20 protein-coding genes are annotated in these 15,164 nt (G+C 73.6%); 5 read left to right on the top strand and 15 right to left on the bottom strand.

Annotated features, from left to right (window positions below):
* Positions 1 to 1,863, top strand: coding sequence for an ABC transporter ATP-binding protein (locus C2L59_RS20905; RefSeq protein WP_370444760.1), 1,863 nt, complete (start codon positions 1 to 3; stop codon positions 1,861 to 1,863).
* A 525-nt stretch (positions 1,864 to 2,388) separates the two neighbouring features.
* On the opposite strand, the gene C2L59_RS20900 is transcribed toward C2L59_RS20905, so the two are convergent.
* Together C2L59_RS20900 and C2L59_RS20895 are read right to left on the bottom strand one after the other, a co-directional pair.
* Positions 2,389 to 3,144, bottom strand: coding sequence for a 2-keto-4-pentenoate hydratase (locus C2L59_RS20900; protein WP_370444758.1), 756 nt, complete (start codon positions 3,142 to 3,144; stop codon positions 2,389 to 2,391).
* A complete protein-coding gene (locus C2L59_RS20895) occupies positions 3,141 to 3,944 on the bottom strand; it encodes a 2-keto-4-pentenoate hydratase (protein ID WP_103351187.1) in 804 nt (267 codons plus the stop codon). Before C2L59_RS20895 ends, C2L59_RS20900 begins: the two co-directional genes overlap by 4 nt.
* A 138-nt stretch (positions 3,945 to 4,082) precedes the next feature.
* Here C2L59_RS20895 and C2L59_RS20890 point away from each other — a divergent pair, with 138 nt between their 5' ends.
* The 3 genes from C2L59_RS20890 to C2L59_RS20880 are packed head-to-tail and all read left to right on the top strand — an operon-like array spanning position 4,083 to position 5,640.
* Positions 4,083 to 4,586, top strand: coding sequence for a VOC family protein (locus C2L59_RS20890; RefSeq protein WP_199199174.1), 504 nt, complete (start codon positions 4,083 to 4,085; stop codon positions 4,584 to 4,586).
* A 56-nt stretch (positions 4,587 to 4,642) separates the two neighbouring features.
* A complete protein-coding gene (locus tag C2L59_RS20885; RefSeq protein WP_103351185.1) occupies positions 4,643 to 5,215 on the top strand; it encodes a hypothetical protein in 573 nt (190 codons plus the stop codon).
* A 23-nt stretch (positions 5,216 to 5,238) separates the two neighbouring features.
* Positions 5,239 to 5,640 (top strand): CoA-binding protein, encoded by a 402-nt coding sequence (locus tag C2L59_RS20880; RefSeq protein WP_103351184.1) that lies wholly within the window; start codon positions 5,239 to 5,241, stop codon positions 5,638 to 5,640.
* Here C2L59_RS20880 and C2L59_RS20875 read toward each other — a convergent pair.
* From C2L59_RS20875 to C2L59_RS20815, 13 genes are all read right to left on the bottom strand, one after another.
* Positions 5,637 to 6,164, bottom strand: coding sequence for an NHL repeat-containing protein (locus C2L59_RS20875; protein ID WP_103351183.1), 528 nt, complete (start codon positions 6,162 to 6,164; stop codon positions 5,637 to 5,639). The two genes, C2L59_RS20880 and C2L59_RS20875, sit on opposite strands and share 4 nt — an antisense overlap.
* Before the next feature lie 74 nt (positions 6,165 to 6,238).
* Positions 6,239 to 6,799, bottom strand: coding sequence for a GvpL/GvpF family gas vesicle protein (locus C2L59_RS20870; RefSeq protein ID WP_103351182.1), 561 nt, complete (start codon positions 6,797 to 6,799; stop codon positions 6,239 to 6,241).
* On the bottom strand, positions 6,796 to 7,113 hold the full coding sequence (gene gvpJ / locus C2L59_RS20865) for a gas vesicle protein GvpJ (protein ID WP_103351181.1): 318 nt from the start codon (positions 7,111 to 7,113) through the stop codon (positions 6,796 to 6,798). Before gvpJ (C2L59_RS20865) ends, C2L59_RS20870 begins: the two co-directional genes overlap by 4 nt.
* On the bottom strand, positions 7,110 to 7,343 hold the full coding sequence (locus C2L59_RS20860) for a gas vesicle protein K (RefSeq protein WP_103351180.1): 234 nt from the start codon (positions 7,341 to 7,343) through the stop codon (positions 7,110 to 7,112). Before C2L59_RS20860 ends, gvpJ (C2L59_RS20865) begins: the two co-directional genes overlap by 4 nt.
* Entirely contained in the window at positions 7,340 to 7,594 is a 255-nt protein-coding gene (gvpJ, locus tag C2L59_RS20855) for a gas vesicle protein GvpJ (RefSeq protein ID WP_103351179.1), read from the bottom strand. The genes C2L59_RS20860 and gvpJ (C2L59_RS20855) overlap by 4 nt, the downstream gene beginning before the upstream one ends.
* Positions 7,587 to 8,321 (bottom strand): GvpL/GvpF family gas vesicle protein, encoded by a 735-nt coding sequence (locus C2L59_RS20850; RefSeq protein WP_103351178.1) that lies wholly within the window; start codon positions 8,319 to 8,321, stop codon positions 7,587 to 7,589. Before C2L59_RS20850 ends, gvpJ (C2L59_RS20855) begins: the two co-directional genes overlap by 8 nt.
* A complete protein-coding gene (locus tag C2L59_RS20845) occupies positions 8,318 to 8,602 on the bottom strand; it encodes a gas vesicle protein (RefSeq protein WP_103351177.1) in 285 nt (94 codons plus the stop codon). The genes C2L59_RS20850 and C2L59_RS20845 overlap by 4 nt, the downstream gene beginning before the upstream one ends.
* Before the next feature lie 17 nt (positions 8,603 to 8,619).
* Positions 8,620 to 8,949 carry a gas vesicle protein GvpO gene (gene gvpO, locus C2L59_RS20840; protein WP_103351176.1) on the bottom strand — a complete coding sequence of 110 codons (330 nt, stop codon included), beginning with the start codon at positions 8,947 to 8,949 and terminating at the stop codon, positions 8,620 to 8,622.
* Between the two features lie 185 nt (positions 8,950 to 9,134).
* Positions 9,135 to 9,815 (bottom strand): response regulator transcription factor, encoded by a 681-nt coding sequence (locus C2L59_RS20835; RefSeq protein WP_093953491.1) that lies wholly within the window; start codon positions 9,813 to 9,815, stop codon positions 9,135 to 9,137.
* Complete coding sequence (locus C2L59_RS20830; protein WP_233223610.1) at positions 9,815 to 11,203, bottom strand: cell wall metabolism sensor histidine kinase WalK; 1,389 nt, start codon at positions 11,201 to 11,203, stop codon at positions 9,815 to 9,817. The genes C2L59_RS20835 and C2L59_RS20830 overlap by 1 nt, the downstream gene beginning before the upstream one ends.
* 165 nt (positions 11,204 to 11,368) lie before the next feature.
* The gene (locus tag C2L59_RS20825) at positions 11,369 to 12,085 is read right to left on the bottom strand and encodes a type 1 glutamine amidotransferase (RefSeq protein ID WP_103351174.1); all 717 of its coding nucleotides are present in this window, start codon (positions 12,083 to 12,085) and stop codon (positions 11,369 to 11,371) included.
* Complete coding sequence (locus C2L59_RS20820; RefSeq protein WP_199199173.1) at positions 12,078 to 13,307, bottom strand: MurT ligase domain-containing protein; 1,230 nt, start codon at positions 13,305 to 13,307, stop codon at positions 12,078 to 12,080. Before C2L59_RS20820 ends, C2L59_RS20825 begins: the two co-directional genes overlap by 8 nt.
* Positions 13,308 to 13,363: 56 nt before the next feature.
* The gene (locus C2L59_RS20815) at positions 13,364 to 14,254 is read right to left on the bottom strand and encodes an NADP-dependent oxidoreductase (RefSeq protein WP_103351173.1); all 891 of its coding nucleotides are present in this window, start codon (positions 14,252 to 14,254) and stop codon (positions 13,364 to 13,366) included.
* A 74-nt stretch (positions 14,255 to 14,328) separates the two neighbouring features.
* Here C2L59_RS20815 and C2L59_RS20810 point away from each other — a divergent pair, with 74 nt between their 5' ends.
* Complete coding sequence (locus C2L59_RS20810) at positions 14,329 to 14,892, top strand: TetR/AcrR family transcriptional regulator (protein WP_103351172.1); 564 nt, start codon at positions 14,329 to 14,331, stop codon at positions 14,890 to 14,892.
* Positions 14,893 to 15,164: the final 272 nt, after the last annotated feature.

Here is a 15,164-nt window from a genome sequence, read left to right as displayed (position 1 = left end):
ATGCCCGAGTGGGCGCGCGTCGACGAGCGCGTGGCCGCGGCGGGCTTCGGCCAGGCCGTGCGGGCGTTGCCCACCGCGGTCTCGGTCGTGCTGCGCCTGGCCTGGCGGACGTCGCCACGGCTGACGCTGCTGGCCGCCGTCGTGCACGTCGTTTCCGGCTGCGTCACGGCGTTCGGGCTGCTCGCCACCGCGAACGTCTTCACCGCGCTGCTCGAACAGGGCCCGACACCGGACCGGGTGCTGCAGTCACTGCCGGCGATCGCGGTCGTCACCGGGTCGTACGCGGCGCGCGCGTTGCTGGACGCGGCCGTCGCCGCCGTCGAAGGGGCGCTGCGGCCACGGGTCACCGCGGCGGCGGACGACGCCGTGACGGCCGCGGTCGTGCGCGTCGGGCTGATCGCGTTCGAGGACGCGGACTTCCGCGAACTGGCGCGGCAGGGCGCGCGGTTCGGGGTGCGGGCCATCGAGACGAGCCTGCGCCGGCTGGCCGACCTGACGTCGTCGGTGATCTCGCTGGCGGCGGCGATGATCACGGCCGGGCTGCTCGACCCGTGGCTGGCCCCGGTGCTCCTGCTCGCCGCGGCGGCCGACGGCTGGGCCGCCGCGCGCGTCGCGAAGCTGAACTACCGGCACTTCCTGGACACGGTCGGGCGCAACATCCGCAAGTCGGTCGTCGAAGAGGTCGCCACCTGGCGCTCGATGGCCCTCGAACGGCACGCCCTCACGCTGCAGGAGCCGCTGCTCGGCGAGTACCGGCGCATCTCGCGCAGCCTCACGCGCGAGGAGATCCGGCTGGCGCACCGGAGCAACGTGGTGCGCACCACCGGGCGCGCAGCGGCCGGCTTCGGCACGGCGGTCGCGTACCTGGTGCTCGGCTGGCTGCTCTACACCGGCGGGATGGAGCTGGCCCTGGCCGGCACGGCGGTGCTGGCCATGCGCACGGCGTCGACGGCGCTGTCCAACACCATGCGCGCGGTCAACTCGCTGTACGAAGACTCCTTCTACATCGGGTTCTACAACCAGCTGCTCGAGGAGTCGGCAAAGCGGCAACCGCCGCCGACGTCGGTCACCGCGCCCGCCGACCCGGGCGAGATCCGGCTGGACGGTGTCACGTTCACCTACCCGGGCGGGAAGTCCCCGGCCCTGCGGGACGTCTCGTTGACCATCCGGCGTGGCGAGGTGGTCGCGCTCGTCGGCGAGAACGGTTCGGGCAAGACCACCCTCGGCAAGCTGCTCACCGGGCTCTACCCACCGGACGAGGGAACGGTCCGCTGGGACGACGTCGACCTGGCCGGGGCCGACCCTGCCTCGGTGCACGCGAACATCGCGGTGATCGCGCAGGAGCCCGCGGAGTGGCCGATGACGGCGGCGAACAACATCACGGTCGGCCGCCTCGGCCGCCCCGACCCGGATCGGCTGGCGTGGCGGGAAGCCGTCGACTACTCGGGCGCGGACGAGGTGATCGCCTCCCTGCCCGTCGGCGAGAACACGGTCCTGTCGAAGAAGTTCGACGAGGGCCACGACCTGTCGGGCGGCCAGTGGCAGCGCATGGGCATCGCCCGCGGCATCTACCGCGACGCGGCGGTCCTGGTGGCCGACGAGCCGACAGCAGCGCTCGACGCCCGCGCCGAAGCCCGGGTGTTCGCCGGCCTGCAGCACGCAAGCCGCTCGGGCCGCGGCCGCCGCACAACGGTCCTGGTGACGCACCGCCTGGCCAACATCCGTTCGGCCGACCGCATTCTGGTCCTGGAGAAGGGAAGGCTAATCGAGGAGGGAACACACGACGACCTGATCCGCGCGGGCGGGGTCTACCACGAGCTGTACGAAATCCAGGCCCGCGCCTACCGCACCGAACCCCCATAACCACCCCCTTCGGCCCAGCCCACACCCCCGCCCCGCACCCGGCCTGCCCGCCGACCCACGCACGCCAGCGGTCACCCCACGCACCCAGACAGTCGGCCCACGTACCCCAGCGGTCGGCTCGCGTACCCCGGCGGTCGGCTCGCGCACCCAGACCGTCGGCTCGCGCACCCAGCCAGTCGGCTCGCGTACCCCGGCGGTCGGCCCGCGCACCCAGCCGGTCGGCCCGCGCACCCAGCCAGTCGGCCCGCGCACCCAGCCAGTCGGCCCGCGCACCCAAACCGTCGGCCCGCGCACCCAGCCAGTCGGCTCGCCGGCCGACCTTCCAGGTACGCGAACCGACCCTCCAGGCACGCGGCCGACCCTCCGGGTACGCGAGATCGCCGGTCCGGTACGCGTCACTCGCGTGATTCAGCGCGGATCTCGCGTGACTGGGCGCGGGACTCGCGTGACTGGGGACGGGACTCGCGTGACTGGGGGCGGATCTCGCGTGATTGGCGGGGCATCTTGCGGGATGGGGGGCGGGTGTTAGGGGGTGAGGGTCAGGGAGCCCAGGTGGGAGAAGTGGGCTGCGATGCGGGAGGCGGGGCGGAGGGGGACCGCGTCCGTCATGCCGCCCGTCAGGACCAGCCAGCCCGGCTCCAGGGCCAGGCCCCGCGCGGCCAGGGCGTTGGCCGCCAAGGCGAGGGCCTCCGCCGGGTGGCCCTGGACCGCCGCTCCCGTTGCCGTGTCGACTATCTGGCCGTCGACCTCCAGGAGCGCCGCCTCCAGGGACAAGTCCAGCGAGGACGGGGGGACCCCGACCGGGCCCACGCTGAAGTACGCCGACGAGCCGTTGTCCGCGATCGCGTCCGGGAGGGTGAACCGGTAGTCCGGGTAGCGGCTGTCGATGACCTCTATGCCGCCGTACACGCGGTCGACCGCGGCCAGGGCCGTCGCCGCCGTCACGCCCGGGCCGGCCAGCCGGCGGCCCAGGACGAAGACCAGCTCCGGCTCGGCGCGCGGGTGGATCAACGACGGCACCGGTACGCCCGCCGGCAGGACCATCGCGTCCGTCAGCCAGGCCAGCAGCGGCGAGCCGATGCCCATCCGCTGCTGCTTGGCCCGGGACGTCAGCCCCAGCTTCACGCCGATCAGCGTCTCGCCGCGGGCCCGGCGCTGGCGCAGCGCCTCGTCCTGGATCGCGTACGCCGTGTCGACGTCGAGGTCCGGCCAGCCGGCCGAGAGCGGCGCGCGCTCCGAGACCGTCCCCAGCAGCGCAGCGGCCGCCTCGCGCACGTTCACGATTCCTCCGAAGCAGCGGGTGCGAAGACCGCGGTGACGCTGCCGATGCCGGCGATCGTCGTGACGATCGTGTCGCCCGGGGACACCGGGATCGCCCGGGTCATCGACCCCGGCAGGACGACGTGCCCGGGCTCCAGGGTGACGCCCAGCGGCCCCACCGTGTTCGCCAGCCACACCAGCGAGTTCAACGGCGACCCGAGGACCGCGCCGCCCGCGCCCGTCGCCGCCACCGTGCCGTTCTGGTACAGGACACAGCCGGCCAGACGCAGGTCGGCGGCCGAAAGCGACGTCGGGCTGCTGCCCAGCACCACCCCGCCCGACGACGCGTTGTCGGCGATCGTGTCGAACAGCGAAATCTTCCAGTCCTGGATGCGGGAGTCGACGATCTCCAGCGACGGCAGCACGAACTCGACCGCCCGGACCGCGTCGGCGACCGTCACGCCCGGGCCGCGCAGGGCCGAGCCGAGCACGAACGCGATCTCCGGCTCGATCCGCGGCTGCAGGAACGCCGACGTCGGGATCGGCTGGTGCTCCAGGTGGAACATGCTGCCGGTGAGGTGCCCGTAGTCGGGCTGGTCGACGCCCATCTGCCGCTGCATCGCCGCCGACGCGAGGCCGACCTTGTGGCCGCGGACGGCGTCGCCGCCCTCGACCCAGCGTCGCACCTGCTCCTGCTGGATCCGGTACGCGTCCTCGACGCCCGCCTCCGGGTACGTCTTGATCAGCGGGTCGATCGGCTCGCGCCTGGCGTAGGCCCCCGCCAGTGCGGCGGCGGCCTCCTGCACCTTGCTGACATCCACGCTCCCGACTCTGCCGTGCGTGACAACCGCGCACAAGCGACAACGTTCCGCCCAGCGGAACTCTCGCCAGGCAACCTCTTGCGCGCGAGATAAAACCGGCGTAGCGTCGAAGGCACACCAGGAAGGGACGTGAGGGACATGGCACCGACCCAGGCCGAGGTCACCCGGCTCGCCGAGGTCCGCGACGAGCTGCGCGAGCGCCACCTGCGCCCGGCCGCCGACCGCCCGGCGACGAACGGCCGCGGCATCCACCACACCGCGCTGATCTCCAGCGACGTCGAGCGGACCATCGAGTTCTACCAGGACGTCCTCGGCTTCCCGCTCACCGAGCTGATCGAGAACCGCGACTACCCCGGCTCCAGCCACTTCTTCTTCGACGTCGGCAACGGCAACGCGGTCGCCTTCTTCGACCTGCCCGGTCTGGACCTCGGGCCGTACGCGGAAGTCCTCGGTGGACTGCACCACCTGGCCCTTTCCGTGCCGCCTGACCGGTGGAGCGCCATCAAGGACAAGCTCGACGAGGCCGGCGTGCAGTACCTGCTGGAGAGCAATACGTCCATCTACCTGTCCGATCCGGACGGTGCCCGGGTCGAGCTGATCTCGGACCCGCTCGGCGAGATGTACGGCGAGAAGATCGGCTGAAAGCGTGGTCCGGGCGTCGCGCGCCAACTAGCCTGTGCGCGACGCCTGGAGGTCCGATGTCCGATTGGTCGCTCTCGCGCGCGAAGGCGCGGCTCGATCACCGTGAGGTGCTCGACGAACTCACCGCGCGCACCCGGTTCGAGGTGCGGCTGCACCTCAACGAGCCGGCGACGAACGGCGCCTACGACGAGCTCACGAGCATCTTCGCCATCGGGCACGGCGAGTGCGCCGCCCTCCTCAGGCACCACCGCCTGCTGCCGTGGTGGGAGCGCACGCTGCTGTTCCGGTACGCGCGGCGCATGCACGGCAAGGCGATCACGCGCAGTGTCGGCGTCGTTCCCGCCGAGGTGGCGCCGCAGTCGGCGCGCGCGTTCGGCGCCGAGATCGCGGAGCTGGCCCCCGGCTCCGGCGACACCGGCGCGAAGTACGACCTGCAGGGCCGTGGCCTGCTGACCGTGTTCCGGATTGCGGTCGGCGCCAAGGGCGCGATCTGGCCCGACCGCCACGAGGTCACGACGACGTCCGCCCGCAACATCCTGACCTGCGCCGGGACCTTCGCCCGGCGGAAGCCGTGGCACGTGCTCTGGCCGGTCTACCGGGTGCGCGGCCTGCGGCTGTGGAAGCTTTGACGCGTGCCGCGCGTTCCACCGGTATGAACGCAGAGGAGATCCTCGCCGGCGCGAAGACCATCGCCGTCGTCGGCCTGAGCCGCGATCCGGCCAAGGCCGCGCACGGCGTCCCGGCGGTCCTGCAGGCGCACGGCTTCCGGATCATCCCGGTGCACCCGACCGCCACCGAACTGCTCGGCGAGAAGGCGTACCGGTCGCTGAAGGACATTCCCGAGCCGGTCGACCTCGTCGACGTCTTCCGCCCGGCGCCCGAGGCGCCCGGTATCGCGCGGGACGCCGTCGAGATCGGGGCCAAGGCGCTGTGGCTGCAGCAGGGCATCGTCTCCGCCGAAGCGCGGCGGATCGCCGAAGAAGGCGGGCTCGGGTACGTCGAGAACCGGTGCACCGCCGTCGTCCGGGCGACCGCCGCGATTTCGAAGAACTAGGCGGACGCTCCGAAGTGGACGATGCGGTGGTTGCCGGTCTCGGCGACCCAGACACCGCCCACGCCGTCGTCGGCCATGTCCCGCGGTGAGCCGATCGGCTCGGTCGTGCCGGACAGCGCGTCGCCCGTGCGGGTGTCGAACCGCGCCACCCGCCCGATGTCCTCGACCAGCAGCCGCCCGGCGTGGTCGAGCGCGACTCCGCGCGGCCGGTCCAGGCCGCCGAACTCGCGCACGAACCCGCCCCACCACGAGAACTGCACCACACGGCGGTTGCCGGTGTCGGCGACGTAGACGTGACCCGCCGCGTCGACCGCGACCGCTTCCGGCGCCTTGAGCCGCCCGGCCAGCACGCGCACGAGCGCGCCTTCGCGGGTGAACGCCTGGACGCGGTCGTTGCCGGTGTCCGCCACCCACACGCGGCCGCGCGCGTCGACGGCGATCCCCGTGGGCGCGCGGAACTGCCCCGGCCCGGCGCCGGGCCCGCCGAACGCGCGCGGGAGCGCCGCGACTTCGCTGCTGGTCACGGCACCAGGATCACCGGCCGCGAGCCACGGTGGCCAGCGCCGGGCCGAGTGTTCAGCGACTGTTCCGCCCCCGCTCACCAGCTCCACCGCGAGCACGTCCGCCGGTCGAGGAAGCTGTACGCGGGCAGCGGTCCGAGCCAGTCGGCTTGGACGCCGTCGTCGCGGGCGAGCCCGGCGACGGTGTCCCGGACGACGAGCAGGTCACCCAGCCCGACCAGGAACGCCCACCGCTCGTCGGCGCTCTCGCCCGCCGGCAGCGCCACGGAGTCGCGGGCCCGTTCGGCGACCCGGGACAGCAGCACGTCCGACCGGGCCGCCCGCCACGCCGACCCGGGTCCGGTGAACCGCAGGCAGACGTGCACCTCGGCCAGGCCGTCGAGGCGGTCGAGGTCGGCGCGGTAGGTGTCCGCGGCCGGGGCGAGCACCTCGGTGCGGACGGCGTCCTCGTCCTCGGCCACCGTGCCGAACCGGACCGGCAGCACCGGGCCGCCCTCGACGAGCGCGGACACCACCGCCAGGTGCGCCGCCGGATCCGGCTCGGGGTCGCCGACGACCATCGCAAGGTCTTCCCAGCCCACCGTCCGCGGCACCCGCGGGTGGCCGGCCCGCACGACGCCGTAGAGCTGCAGCGTCACGGCTGTTCGACGGGGACGACCGGCTCGACCGGCACCGCGACGGCCGGTGTCGGCGGCGGGGGCGGGATGAGCCCCGTCGTCTGGCCGAGGCCCTGCGAAACCTGGCCGGGCACGGCCGTGTTCTGGAGGCGCTGCATCGCTTCGAGGTACCGGATGTACGTGTCGACGCTGGCGATGACGATCCGGGCCTCGATCGCCAGCAGCTCGATCCCGATCACCGACACCCGGACCGACGCGTCGATCACGAGTCCCTTGTCGAGCAGGATGTCGAGCGTGTCGGCGAGCCCGCCGCCGGCCTGTCCCGGTCTGGTCACCTGGGTCCTTTCGTCACGGGGATGTCGTCGAGGGCGGCGCGGATCTCGGCGAACCGGAGTTCCAGCGCGATGAGGGCCTGGCCGAGCGCTTCAACCTGGGCCGGGGTGAGGCTGCCGGCGTCGAGCCGGCGCAGCGCCTGGCGCTCCAGCACTTCCTTGAGGATGTCTAGCACGGTGACGACCAGGTGGCCGAGCCCGCGCCCGGCGTCGGCGGCGATCCGTTCGGTCATCCGGGCGTTCCTCCGATGCCGAGGAGCAGCAGCCGCAGATCGAGCCGGACGAGGTCGATGCCGGCCAGGGAGATGATGACGTCGCCGGTGACGACGGCACCGCGGTGCACGACCCGGTCGAGCAGGTCGACGACGGCTTCGGCGGCGTCGGTGCCGCTGGGCGTGAAGACCTCGCCCGCGAGCAGGTCGCTCACCGCCGGCCCCGGCGCTGCGGCCGTACCCGGCGCGGACGCGCCCTCGGCGTCAGCCATGGGCGGCCGCTCCGAGCTCCACGTCCGTGAACGAATACGGCGGCCACGGTCCCGACGTCTCCACCGTCGCCCCCGCCGCGTGCAGCTCGCGGGCGAACCACGCCACCTCGGCGTGGAACGCCGCCTCGCGGCCCGTCTCCACCAGGTACGCCGTGTTCACCAGCACCCCGTGCGGCCGGGCGCGGCCCACGCTGTCCGCCGCGGTCCGCCACAGCGCCTCCTCGAGGCGGCCCGCCGCATCCACCACGTCCTCGCGGGCTCGTTGGATCGCCTTCAGCCGCTCGCGGCGCCGGACCAGGTACTGCGTGCCCGTCAGGCCCGCCGCGTCCGGGCGGGTGGTCGCCGCCGGCTCCGCGTGCCGGATCCGGACGCCCCACTCGCGGTGGCCCGCCACCTCGTCGAGGCAGTCGCGGGCCTGCTCGTACCCCGCTTCCAGCAACCGGCGGGCCGCGTCCTCGCCGTCGAGGACGGTGCCGAACCGCAGCGGCAGCACCGGCTCGCTGCGGAACACCGCGCGCACCACGGCGTCGTGCTCGCGAGCCAGCTCGGCGAGCGTGCCGTCGACCGGGTCGAGCAGGTCGATGCGGTCGAAGCGGGCCGGGGCCACCTCGGAGACCACCACGCCGAGGTCGCGGTAGCCGATCAGCCGCGGCGCCGGGCCGGCGTCCCACGTGGCCGGCCGGTTTCGGGTGATCGCGTACGCGCACAGCCAGTTTCCGGTGCTCACCGGGGTTCGTCCCTCCCGCCCGGCGCGGGCAGCCGGGCCTCCAATTCGGCGACCCGCCCCGCAAGTTCGCCACGTTCGGCATTCGGCGCGAAGAACGGGTCGTTCGTCCACCAGTCCATGCCCATTTCACGGGCGGTCTGCGCGGACGCGATGAAGAGGCGGATCCGCAGCGTCAGCAATTCGACGTCGACCACGCTGACGCCGATGTCACCGGCGATCACCACACCCTTGTCAAGCACGCGTTCGAGAATGTCCGCCAACGAATCGGACGAAGCGGCCAATCGTGTCGACCTTCCTTTCAGGAATCGGTGGTGCCCCGCGTGAACCGCCGCAGGCGCTCGCACGCGACGAGCTCGCCGCCGGCGTCCACGTCCACCCGATAGGTGGCCAGCACGCTGGTGGAGTCCGGGATCCGGGCCAGCTCGACGACGTCGACGAGCACGGACCAGCCCCCTTCGCCTCGGCTGCGGATCCCGGTCACCGCGTGCGGGGTTTGCCCCGTGACCACGCCGAACTGGGTCGTCGCCGCCCGGATGGCGTCGGCGGCACGGAGCCGGGAAACGGATTTCCCGGCCGGTTCCGGAGTATTGTCTTCGAGGGCAGGGAAAGGTGTTGGCGATTCCGGCATCGCTTTCCTCTTCGCGGGTGGGTAGCCCACGGTAGCAACCACGCGGAGTCGGTGCACGGACGTCCCGGCACGGTATTTTTCACCGGTTCGCGGGAACGACTGGGCGGTCTGCGGCAACCGGCGGGAGCAAATGGCGCAACCGGGGAACGGCCAGCGGAACCAATTTCCGGAAAACGCCCGGCAGATTACGATCGAGTAACGTCCACCAGCCGGTAGCCGACACCGCGGACCGTCTCGATGGTGTGCGTGCCGAACGGCGCGTCGATCTTGCGCCGCAGGTACCCGATGTACACCTCGACGACGTTCTCGTCGCCGTCGTAGTGGGCGTCCCAGACGTGGCCGAGGATCTCGTTCTTGGACAACGCCGTTCCCGCGCGCCGCAGCAGGAACTCCAGCAGCCCGAACTCCCGCGCGGTCAGCTCGATCCGCTTCTGTCCTCTGTGGACGGTGCGGGCGGAGGGGTCCAGCCGCAGGTCCCCCGCCTCCAGCACGGCCGGGCGGGCCGGCGCGCCGCGCCGCAGCAACGCCCGCAGCCGCGCGATGAGCACGACGAACGAGAACGGCTTGGAGAGGTAGTCGTCGGCGCCGAGGTCGAAGGCGTCGGCTTCGTCGTACTCACCGTCCTTCGCCGTCAGCATCAGCACCGGCGTCCAGTTCTCCGCCGCCCGCAGGCGTTTGAGCACTTCGTAGCCGGACAGCTCGGGCAGCATGATGTCGAGCACGACGACGTCGTACGCGTGCTCGGTCGCGCGCCAGAGACCCTCGCGGCCGGTGTGCGCGACGTCGGCGGTGAAGCCCTCGGCGACCAGCCCCCGCCGCAGTGTCTCCGCGAACTCGCGTTCGTCCTCCACGATCAGCAGGCGCATCACTCCTCCTTCGGCAGGTCGATCACCGGCAGTTCGATCACGAACCGCGCCCCCGGCTCCTCCGACGCCGCGTAGCGCGCCCGGCCGCCGTGGCGCGCCGCGATGCCGGCCACGATCGGCAGGCCCAGCCCGGTGCCGCCGTGCCCGCGCTGGCGCGACGCGTCCAGCCGGACGAACCGTTCGAAAATCCTTTCCCGGTCGGCCGGCCCGACGCCGGGGCCGTCGTCGCTCACCTCGACGACGGCGAGCTCGCCGCGCACCGCGCTGCTGACGCGGACGCGCGAGCGCGCGTGCCCGCGGGCGTTGTCGACCAGGTTGCGCACCGCGCGCCGCAGCTGGGCCTCGCTGCCGTGCACCTTCGCCGGCCCGGCCCGGACCTCGATGTCCAGCGCGCTCTCGCCGCGGAGCCGCTCGGCCTCGGCGCGGACGATGTCGTCGAGGTCGACCTCGGTGCGCTGCGGCCGGTCGGTGGCGTCGTCGGTGCGGGCCAGCATCAGCAGGTCGTCGACGAGCTCGCGCAGCCGCGCGGTCTCGCGGCCGATCACCGGCACCAGGTCCCCGGTGCTTTCCGGGTGCCGCCCGGAGACGTCGAGCGCGGTGCTGATCGTCGACAGCGGCGAGCGCAGCTCGTGGCTGGCGTCCGCGACGAACCGGCGTTGCGCGGCCTGCGCCGACGCCAGCCGCCCGAGCATCTCGTTGAGCGTCACGGCGAGGCGGTGCACCTCGTCGCCGCCCGGGGGCAGCGGCACGCGCGCGGTGAGGTCGCGCGTCGAAATCTCGGCCACGGTCCGGCGCATCCGCTCGACCGGGCGCAGCGCCGAGCCGACCGCGCGGTACACCGCGAACCCGGAAGTCGCCAGCAGCGGCACGGCGATCAGCCCGAGCAGCAGCCCCAGCCGCGTCGACGCCTCCGTCACCGGTTCCAGGGAGCGCGCGGAGATCACGGTGAACGGCCCGCCCGGCCCGCTCACTTCCTGCGACACCACGCGGTAGTCGTCGCTGTCGCCGTTCAGCCCGAGCGGGAGGGTCTCGATGACCTCCTGCCCGACGGCGGGGCGGGCGGTGGTCAGCGGCGGGTGCCCGACGATCGCCGGGTCGCTGGCGATCGGCGTGCCCCGCGCGTCCAGCACCTGCGTGACGGCCTCGGTGTCGCCGGTGCTGGCGACGTCGCTGGCGCTCAGGTCACGCGCGCCTTCGCGGACGAGCTGGATGGCGACCTGCCGCCCGGTGCTGCGGGCACTCTCGGTGACACTGCGGTCGAGCGACTCCTCGAGCAGGAACACCACGACCACGCCCGCGGCGGCGATGGCCAGCGCCAGCGCGAACACCGCCACCGCGGTGGTGCGCATCCGGACGCCGGTCGCGGCGAGCACCCTGCCCAGTCTCACCAACGCAGCGTAGCCACGACCGCGGGCCCCGACCGCCCCAATGTGGCGTTGGTTGCGCTCAACGCACCCAATGTGGCGTTCGGTGCGTCTGACGCACCGAACGCCACATTGGGGCGTCCTCGGGTGGCCGGTTGCGGTGGCCGGGGCAGGTGGCTCGATCACGGTTCACCGGCGACGCCGCGGGACGGCCAGCCGCTCGCCGCGCAGCCGCTCGACCTCGGGCAGGCCCAGCGGGCCGAGCGGGTGCCCGGTCGTCCAGGCCAGCAGCAAGTCGGCCAGCGCGGGGTTGCGGGCGAGCGCCGGGCCGTGCAGGTAGGTGCCGACGACCCGGTCGGTCACCGCACCTTCGGTGCCGTCGCCGTTGCCGGTGCCGCGCACGACCCGCCCGAGCGGCTCGCTGCCGGCGCCCAGCTTGCTGACGCCCAGGTGGTTCTCGAACCCGGTCAGGGACTCCCCGGCCAGCAGCCGCGACGACGTCGCGACCAGCTCGGCGACCGCGCGCTGCGGACCGGGTTCGGTGGTGACGTCGAGCAGGCCGAGGCCGTCGTGGTCGACGCCGTCGAGGCCGCGGAAGCGGGTGCCGAGCACCTGCAGGCCGGCGCACACGCCGAACACGACCGCACCGGCCGCGACGGCCCGCCGCAGGCCGGGGTACTTGCGCAGGTGCGCGGCGGCCAGCACCTGGGCGCCGTCCTCGCCGCCGCCGAGCAGGTAAAGGTCCAAAGTGGACGGCACCGGGTCGCCGAGGCCGACCGGCACCACCTCGGCGTCGAGCCCCCGCCACTGCAACCGCTTGCCGAGCACCTGCGCGTTGCCGGTGTCGCCGTAGGTGCCCAGCACCTCCGGCAGCAGAAGTCCGATGTGGACGGTCGAGTCAGCCACCGGGCAGCCTGCCCACCAGCTCGCGGAAGGCGGTGTAGTTGGCGACGAGCTCGACGGCGCCGGGCGGCAGCGCGTCGATCGCGGTGACCGGGTCGGGCTCGGCCCAGTGCGCGACTTCGGCGTAGCAGAGCCGGACGGACAGGTCGGCGCCGCGCTCGCCGGTGACGACCACCTGGCGCCCGCGGAGCCGTTCGAAGTGGACGTCCCACAGCCAGGACAGGTCGCGGCCGTCGGCTTCCTGGGCGTTGACCGCGACGACCACCGGGGTGTCCTCGTCCAGCACGCGCAGCGTCTCCACCCAGCCGGCCGGGTTCTTCGCCAGCATCAGCCGCACGGAGTGCCGCGACCGGCGGATCGTGCGGTAGCGGCCGCCGATGTCGGTGATGGTCCGCAGCCGGGCCGCGGCGGTGTGCGGCGGCACGCCGAGCCGGTGCGCCGCGGCGAGCGCGAGGGCGGCGTTCGCGCGGTTGACCTCGCCGGGGAGCCGCAGGTCGAGGTCGACCTCGCGGCCACCGGGCGTCCGGACGAGGTCGCCGTCGAGCGTCCAGCCGGGCTCCGGCCGGGCAAGCCCGCACTCGCAGCCCCAGTGCCGCTCGTGGGTTTCGACGCGGCCTTCGCAGCGCGGGCACGCCGTCGAGTCGCCCGTCCAGCGGCGGCCCGTGCTCACCCACACGAGCTTCGCGGCCACGCTCGCCGCGGACGTCACCAGCACGTCGTCGCAGTTCGCGACGACCACCGTGCCGGGCAGCTTCGCGATGGCGGCCCGCAGGTCGCGTTCCATGGCGCGGACCTCGCCGACCCGGTCCAGCTGGTCGCGGCTGAGGTTGAGCAGCAGCAACACCGCGGGCCGGACCTGGTCGGCCACCCAGGGCAGGTAGGTCTCGTCGACTTCGAGCACGGCGTACGGCGCGTCGGGCCGGGCGGTCAGGGCGGCGAGGACGCCGTCGGGCATGTTGGCGCCGTCGCTGTTGGCGGCCACCTCGGCCAGCGTCTCGAGCGCGCGGGTCAGCATCAGGGACGTCGTGGTCTTGCCGTTGGTGCCGGTGACGAGCACGACGGTGCGTTCCCGGCCGAGGCGGCGCAGGGCCTGCGGATCGAGGGCCAGCGTGACGCGGCCGCCGATCATGCCGCCGCGGCCGAGCCCCGAGCTGCGCGACAGCCAGGCGGTCAGCCGCCCGGCGGCGACGGACGCGCGGGTGCGGAGGGGACTTCGGAGGGACACCGGCTGGATGGTGCCTGCCGGGCGCTGTGATTTTCCTGAGTCCGTGACCGCGCTCTCTACAGCGTGACGACGACCTTCCCGTGCACGTGCCGCCCGGCCTGCAGGGCGACGGCGTCCCGGATCCGCTCGACGGGGAAGACGGCGGCCACGGGCACGATGAGCTCGCCGGCGACGACGGCGTCGGCGATCCTGGTCAGCGCCCCCGGCTCGGCGTCGGCGCCCCCGGTGGCCCGCACCCCACCGGGCGGGGTGGGCCCGGCGGCGATCGTGGCGATCCGCCCGGGCGGGACGCCGAGGGCCAGCGCGGCTTCGGCGGTCTCGGTGCCGAAGAGATCGACGGCCGCGGTGACGCCCCGGTCCCGGACCCGGTCCGCCAGTCCGGGGCCGTAGGTGACGGGCTCGGCGCCGAGCTCGCGCAGGAAGGGGAAGGTGCTTTCGGCGGCGGTGCCGATGACGGTGGCGCCGGCGAGCCGCGCGAGCTGGACGGCGAAGATGCCGACCCCGCCGGCGGCCCCGCCGATCAGCACGGTGTCGCCGGACCCCACACCGGCGGCGGCCAGCGCGGCGGCCGCGGAGGAGCCGGCCACCGGCAGGGTGCTCGCCACCTCGTCGCTCATGCCGTCGGGGGTGGGGAAGAGCTCGTCTCCGGCTTTGACGATGACGAAGTCGGCGACGGCGCGCCCGAGGGCACCGCCGTAGACGCGGTCGCCGACGGACGCTCCTTCGTCCACGACGCCGGCGAAGTCGTACCCGAAGCCGGACGGGAGGGTGATCCCGAACCGCGCGGCGGCCTCGGGACGGGCGGCGAGGGCCCAGTCCATCGGGTTCAGCCCGGCGGCGGTCACCCGGACCCGCACCTCACCGGGGCCGGCGTGCGGTTCCGGGACGTCGCGCAGTTCGAGCACCTCGGGCCCACCGAACTTGTCGTAGATGACGGCTCGGCTCATGGAAGACCTCCTATGGGACTTGGTCCCGTCACCGTACACCTTCTGACGGGACCAAGTGCCGTAAGCTGTGCGTCATGGCTCGCTGGGAACCGAATGCGCCGGAAAGGTTGAGCAAGGCCGCGCTCGAGCTGTTCGCGGAGCGCGGGTACGAGAACACGACGGTGATCGACATCGCCCAGCGCGCGGGGCTCACGAAGAGCACGTTCTTCCGCCACTTCCAGGACAAGCGGGAGGTGCTCTTCGGCGGCGGAACGCTGGCCGACGTGCTGGCCGGGGCGATCGTCGCGGCGCCGGAGGGGGTGGCACCGCTCGAGGCGGTGGGGTGCGCGATGGACACGGCCGGCCGGGAAGCGTTCACGGCCGAGCGCCACGAGTTCAGCACGTTGCGGCGGTCGGTGATCGAGGCGCATCCGGAGCTGCGGGAGAGGGAGGCCCTGAAGGGGCTGGCGTTGACTGCGGCAATGGCCGGCGCGTTGCGGCAGCGGGGGGTGCCGGAGGTGGCGGCGCGGGTGGCGGCGCAGCTGGGGGCGCTGGCGATGCGGATTGCCTACGAGCGGTGGAGTGACGCGGGGGGCGAGGAGTTCGGCGAGGCGGCGCGGCGGGCGCTTGATGAGGTCCGGGCGGCGGTTGGTTCCTGAGTGGGCCGGGCGGTGCGGTTTCAGGTTGGCGCTGTTGGGCGGCGAAGGTGGCCGATCGGCCCGGGGCTGCCGGATCCGCGCAGTTCGCGGCCCGGGTTCGCGGCCCGGGTTCGCGGCTCCCGGGGGGCGAGGTTCGGGGAGGCGGCGCAGCGAGCGCTCGATCAGGTCCGGGCCGCGGTTGCTTCCCGAGCTGGCCGAGGCGGCGGCGAAGGTGGCCGATTGGCAGGAGCCGCCCGGGCCCGCAGCCCCCAGCCCGCAGCTCCCAGCCCGCA

It is taken from the genome of Amycolatopsis sp. CA-128772, assembly GCF_002904295.1.
Lineage (GTDB): Bacteria > Actinomycetota > Actinomycetes > Mycobacteriales > Pseudonocardiaceae > Amycolatopsis.
The sequence above is the reverse complement of the archived record's forward strand: the minus strand, read 5'-3'. Positions and strand labels throughout refer to the sequence as shown.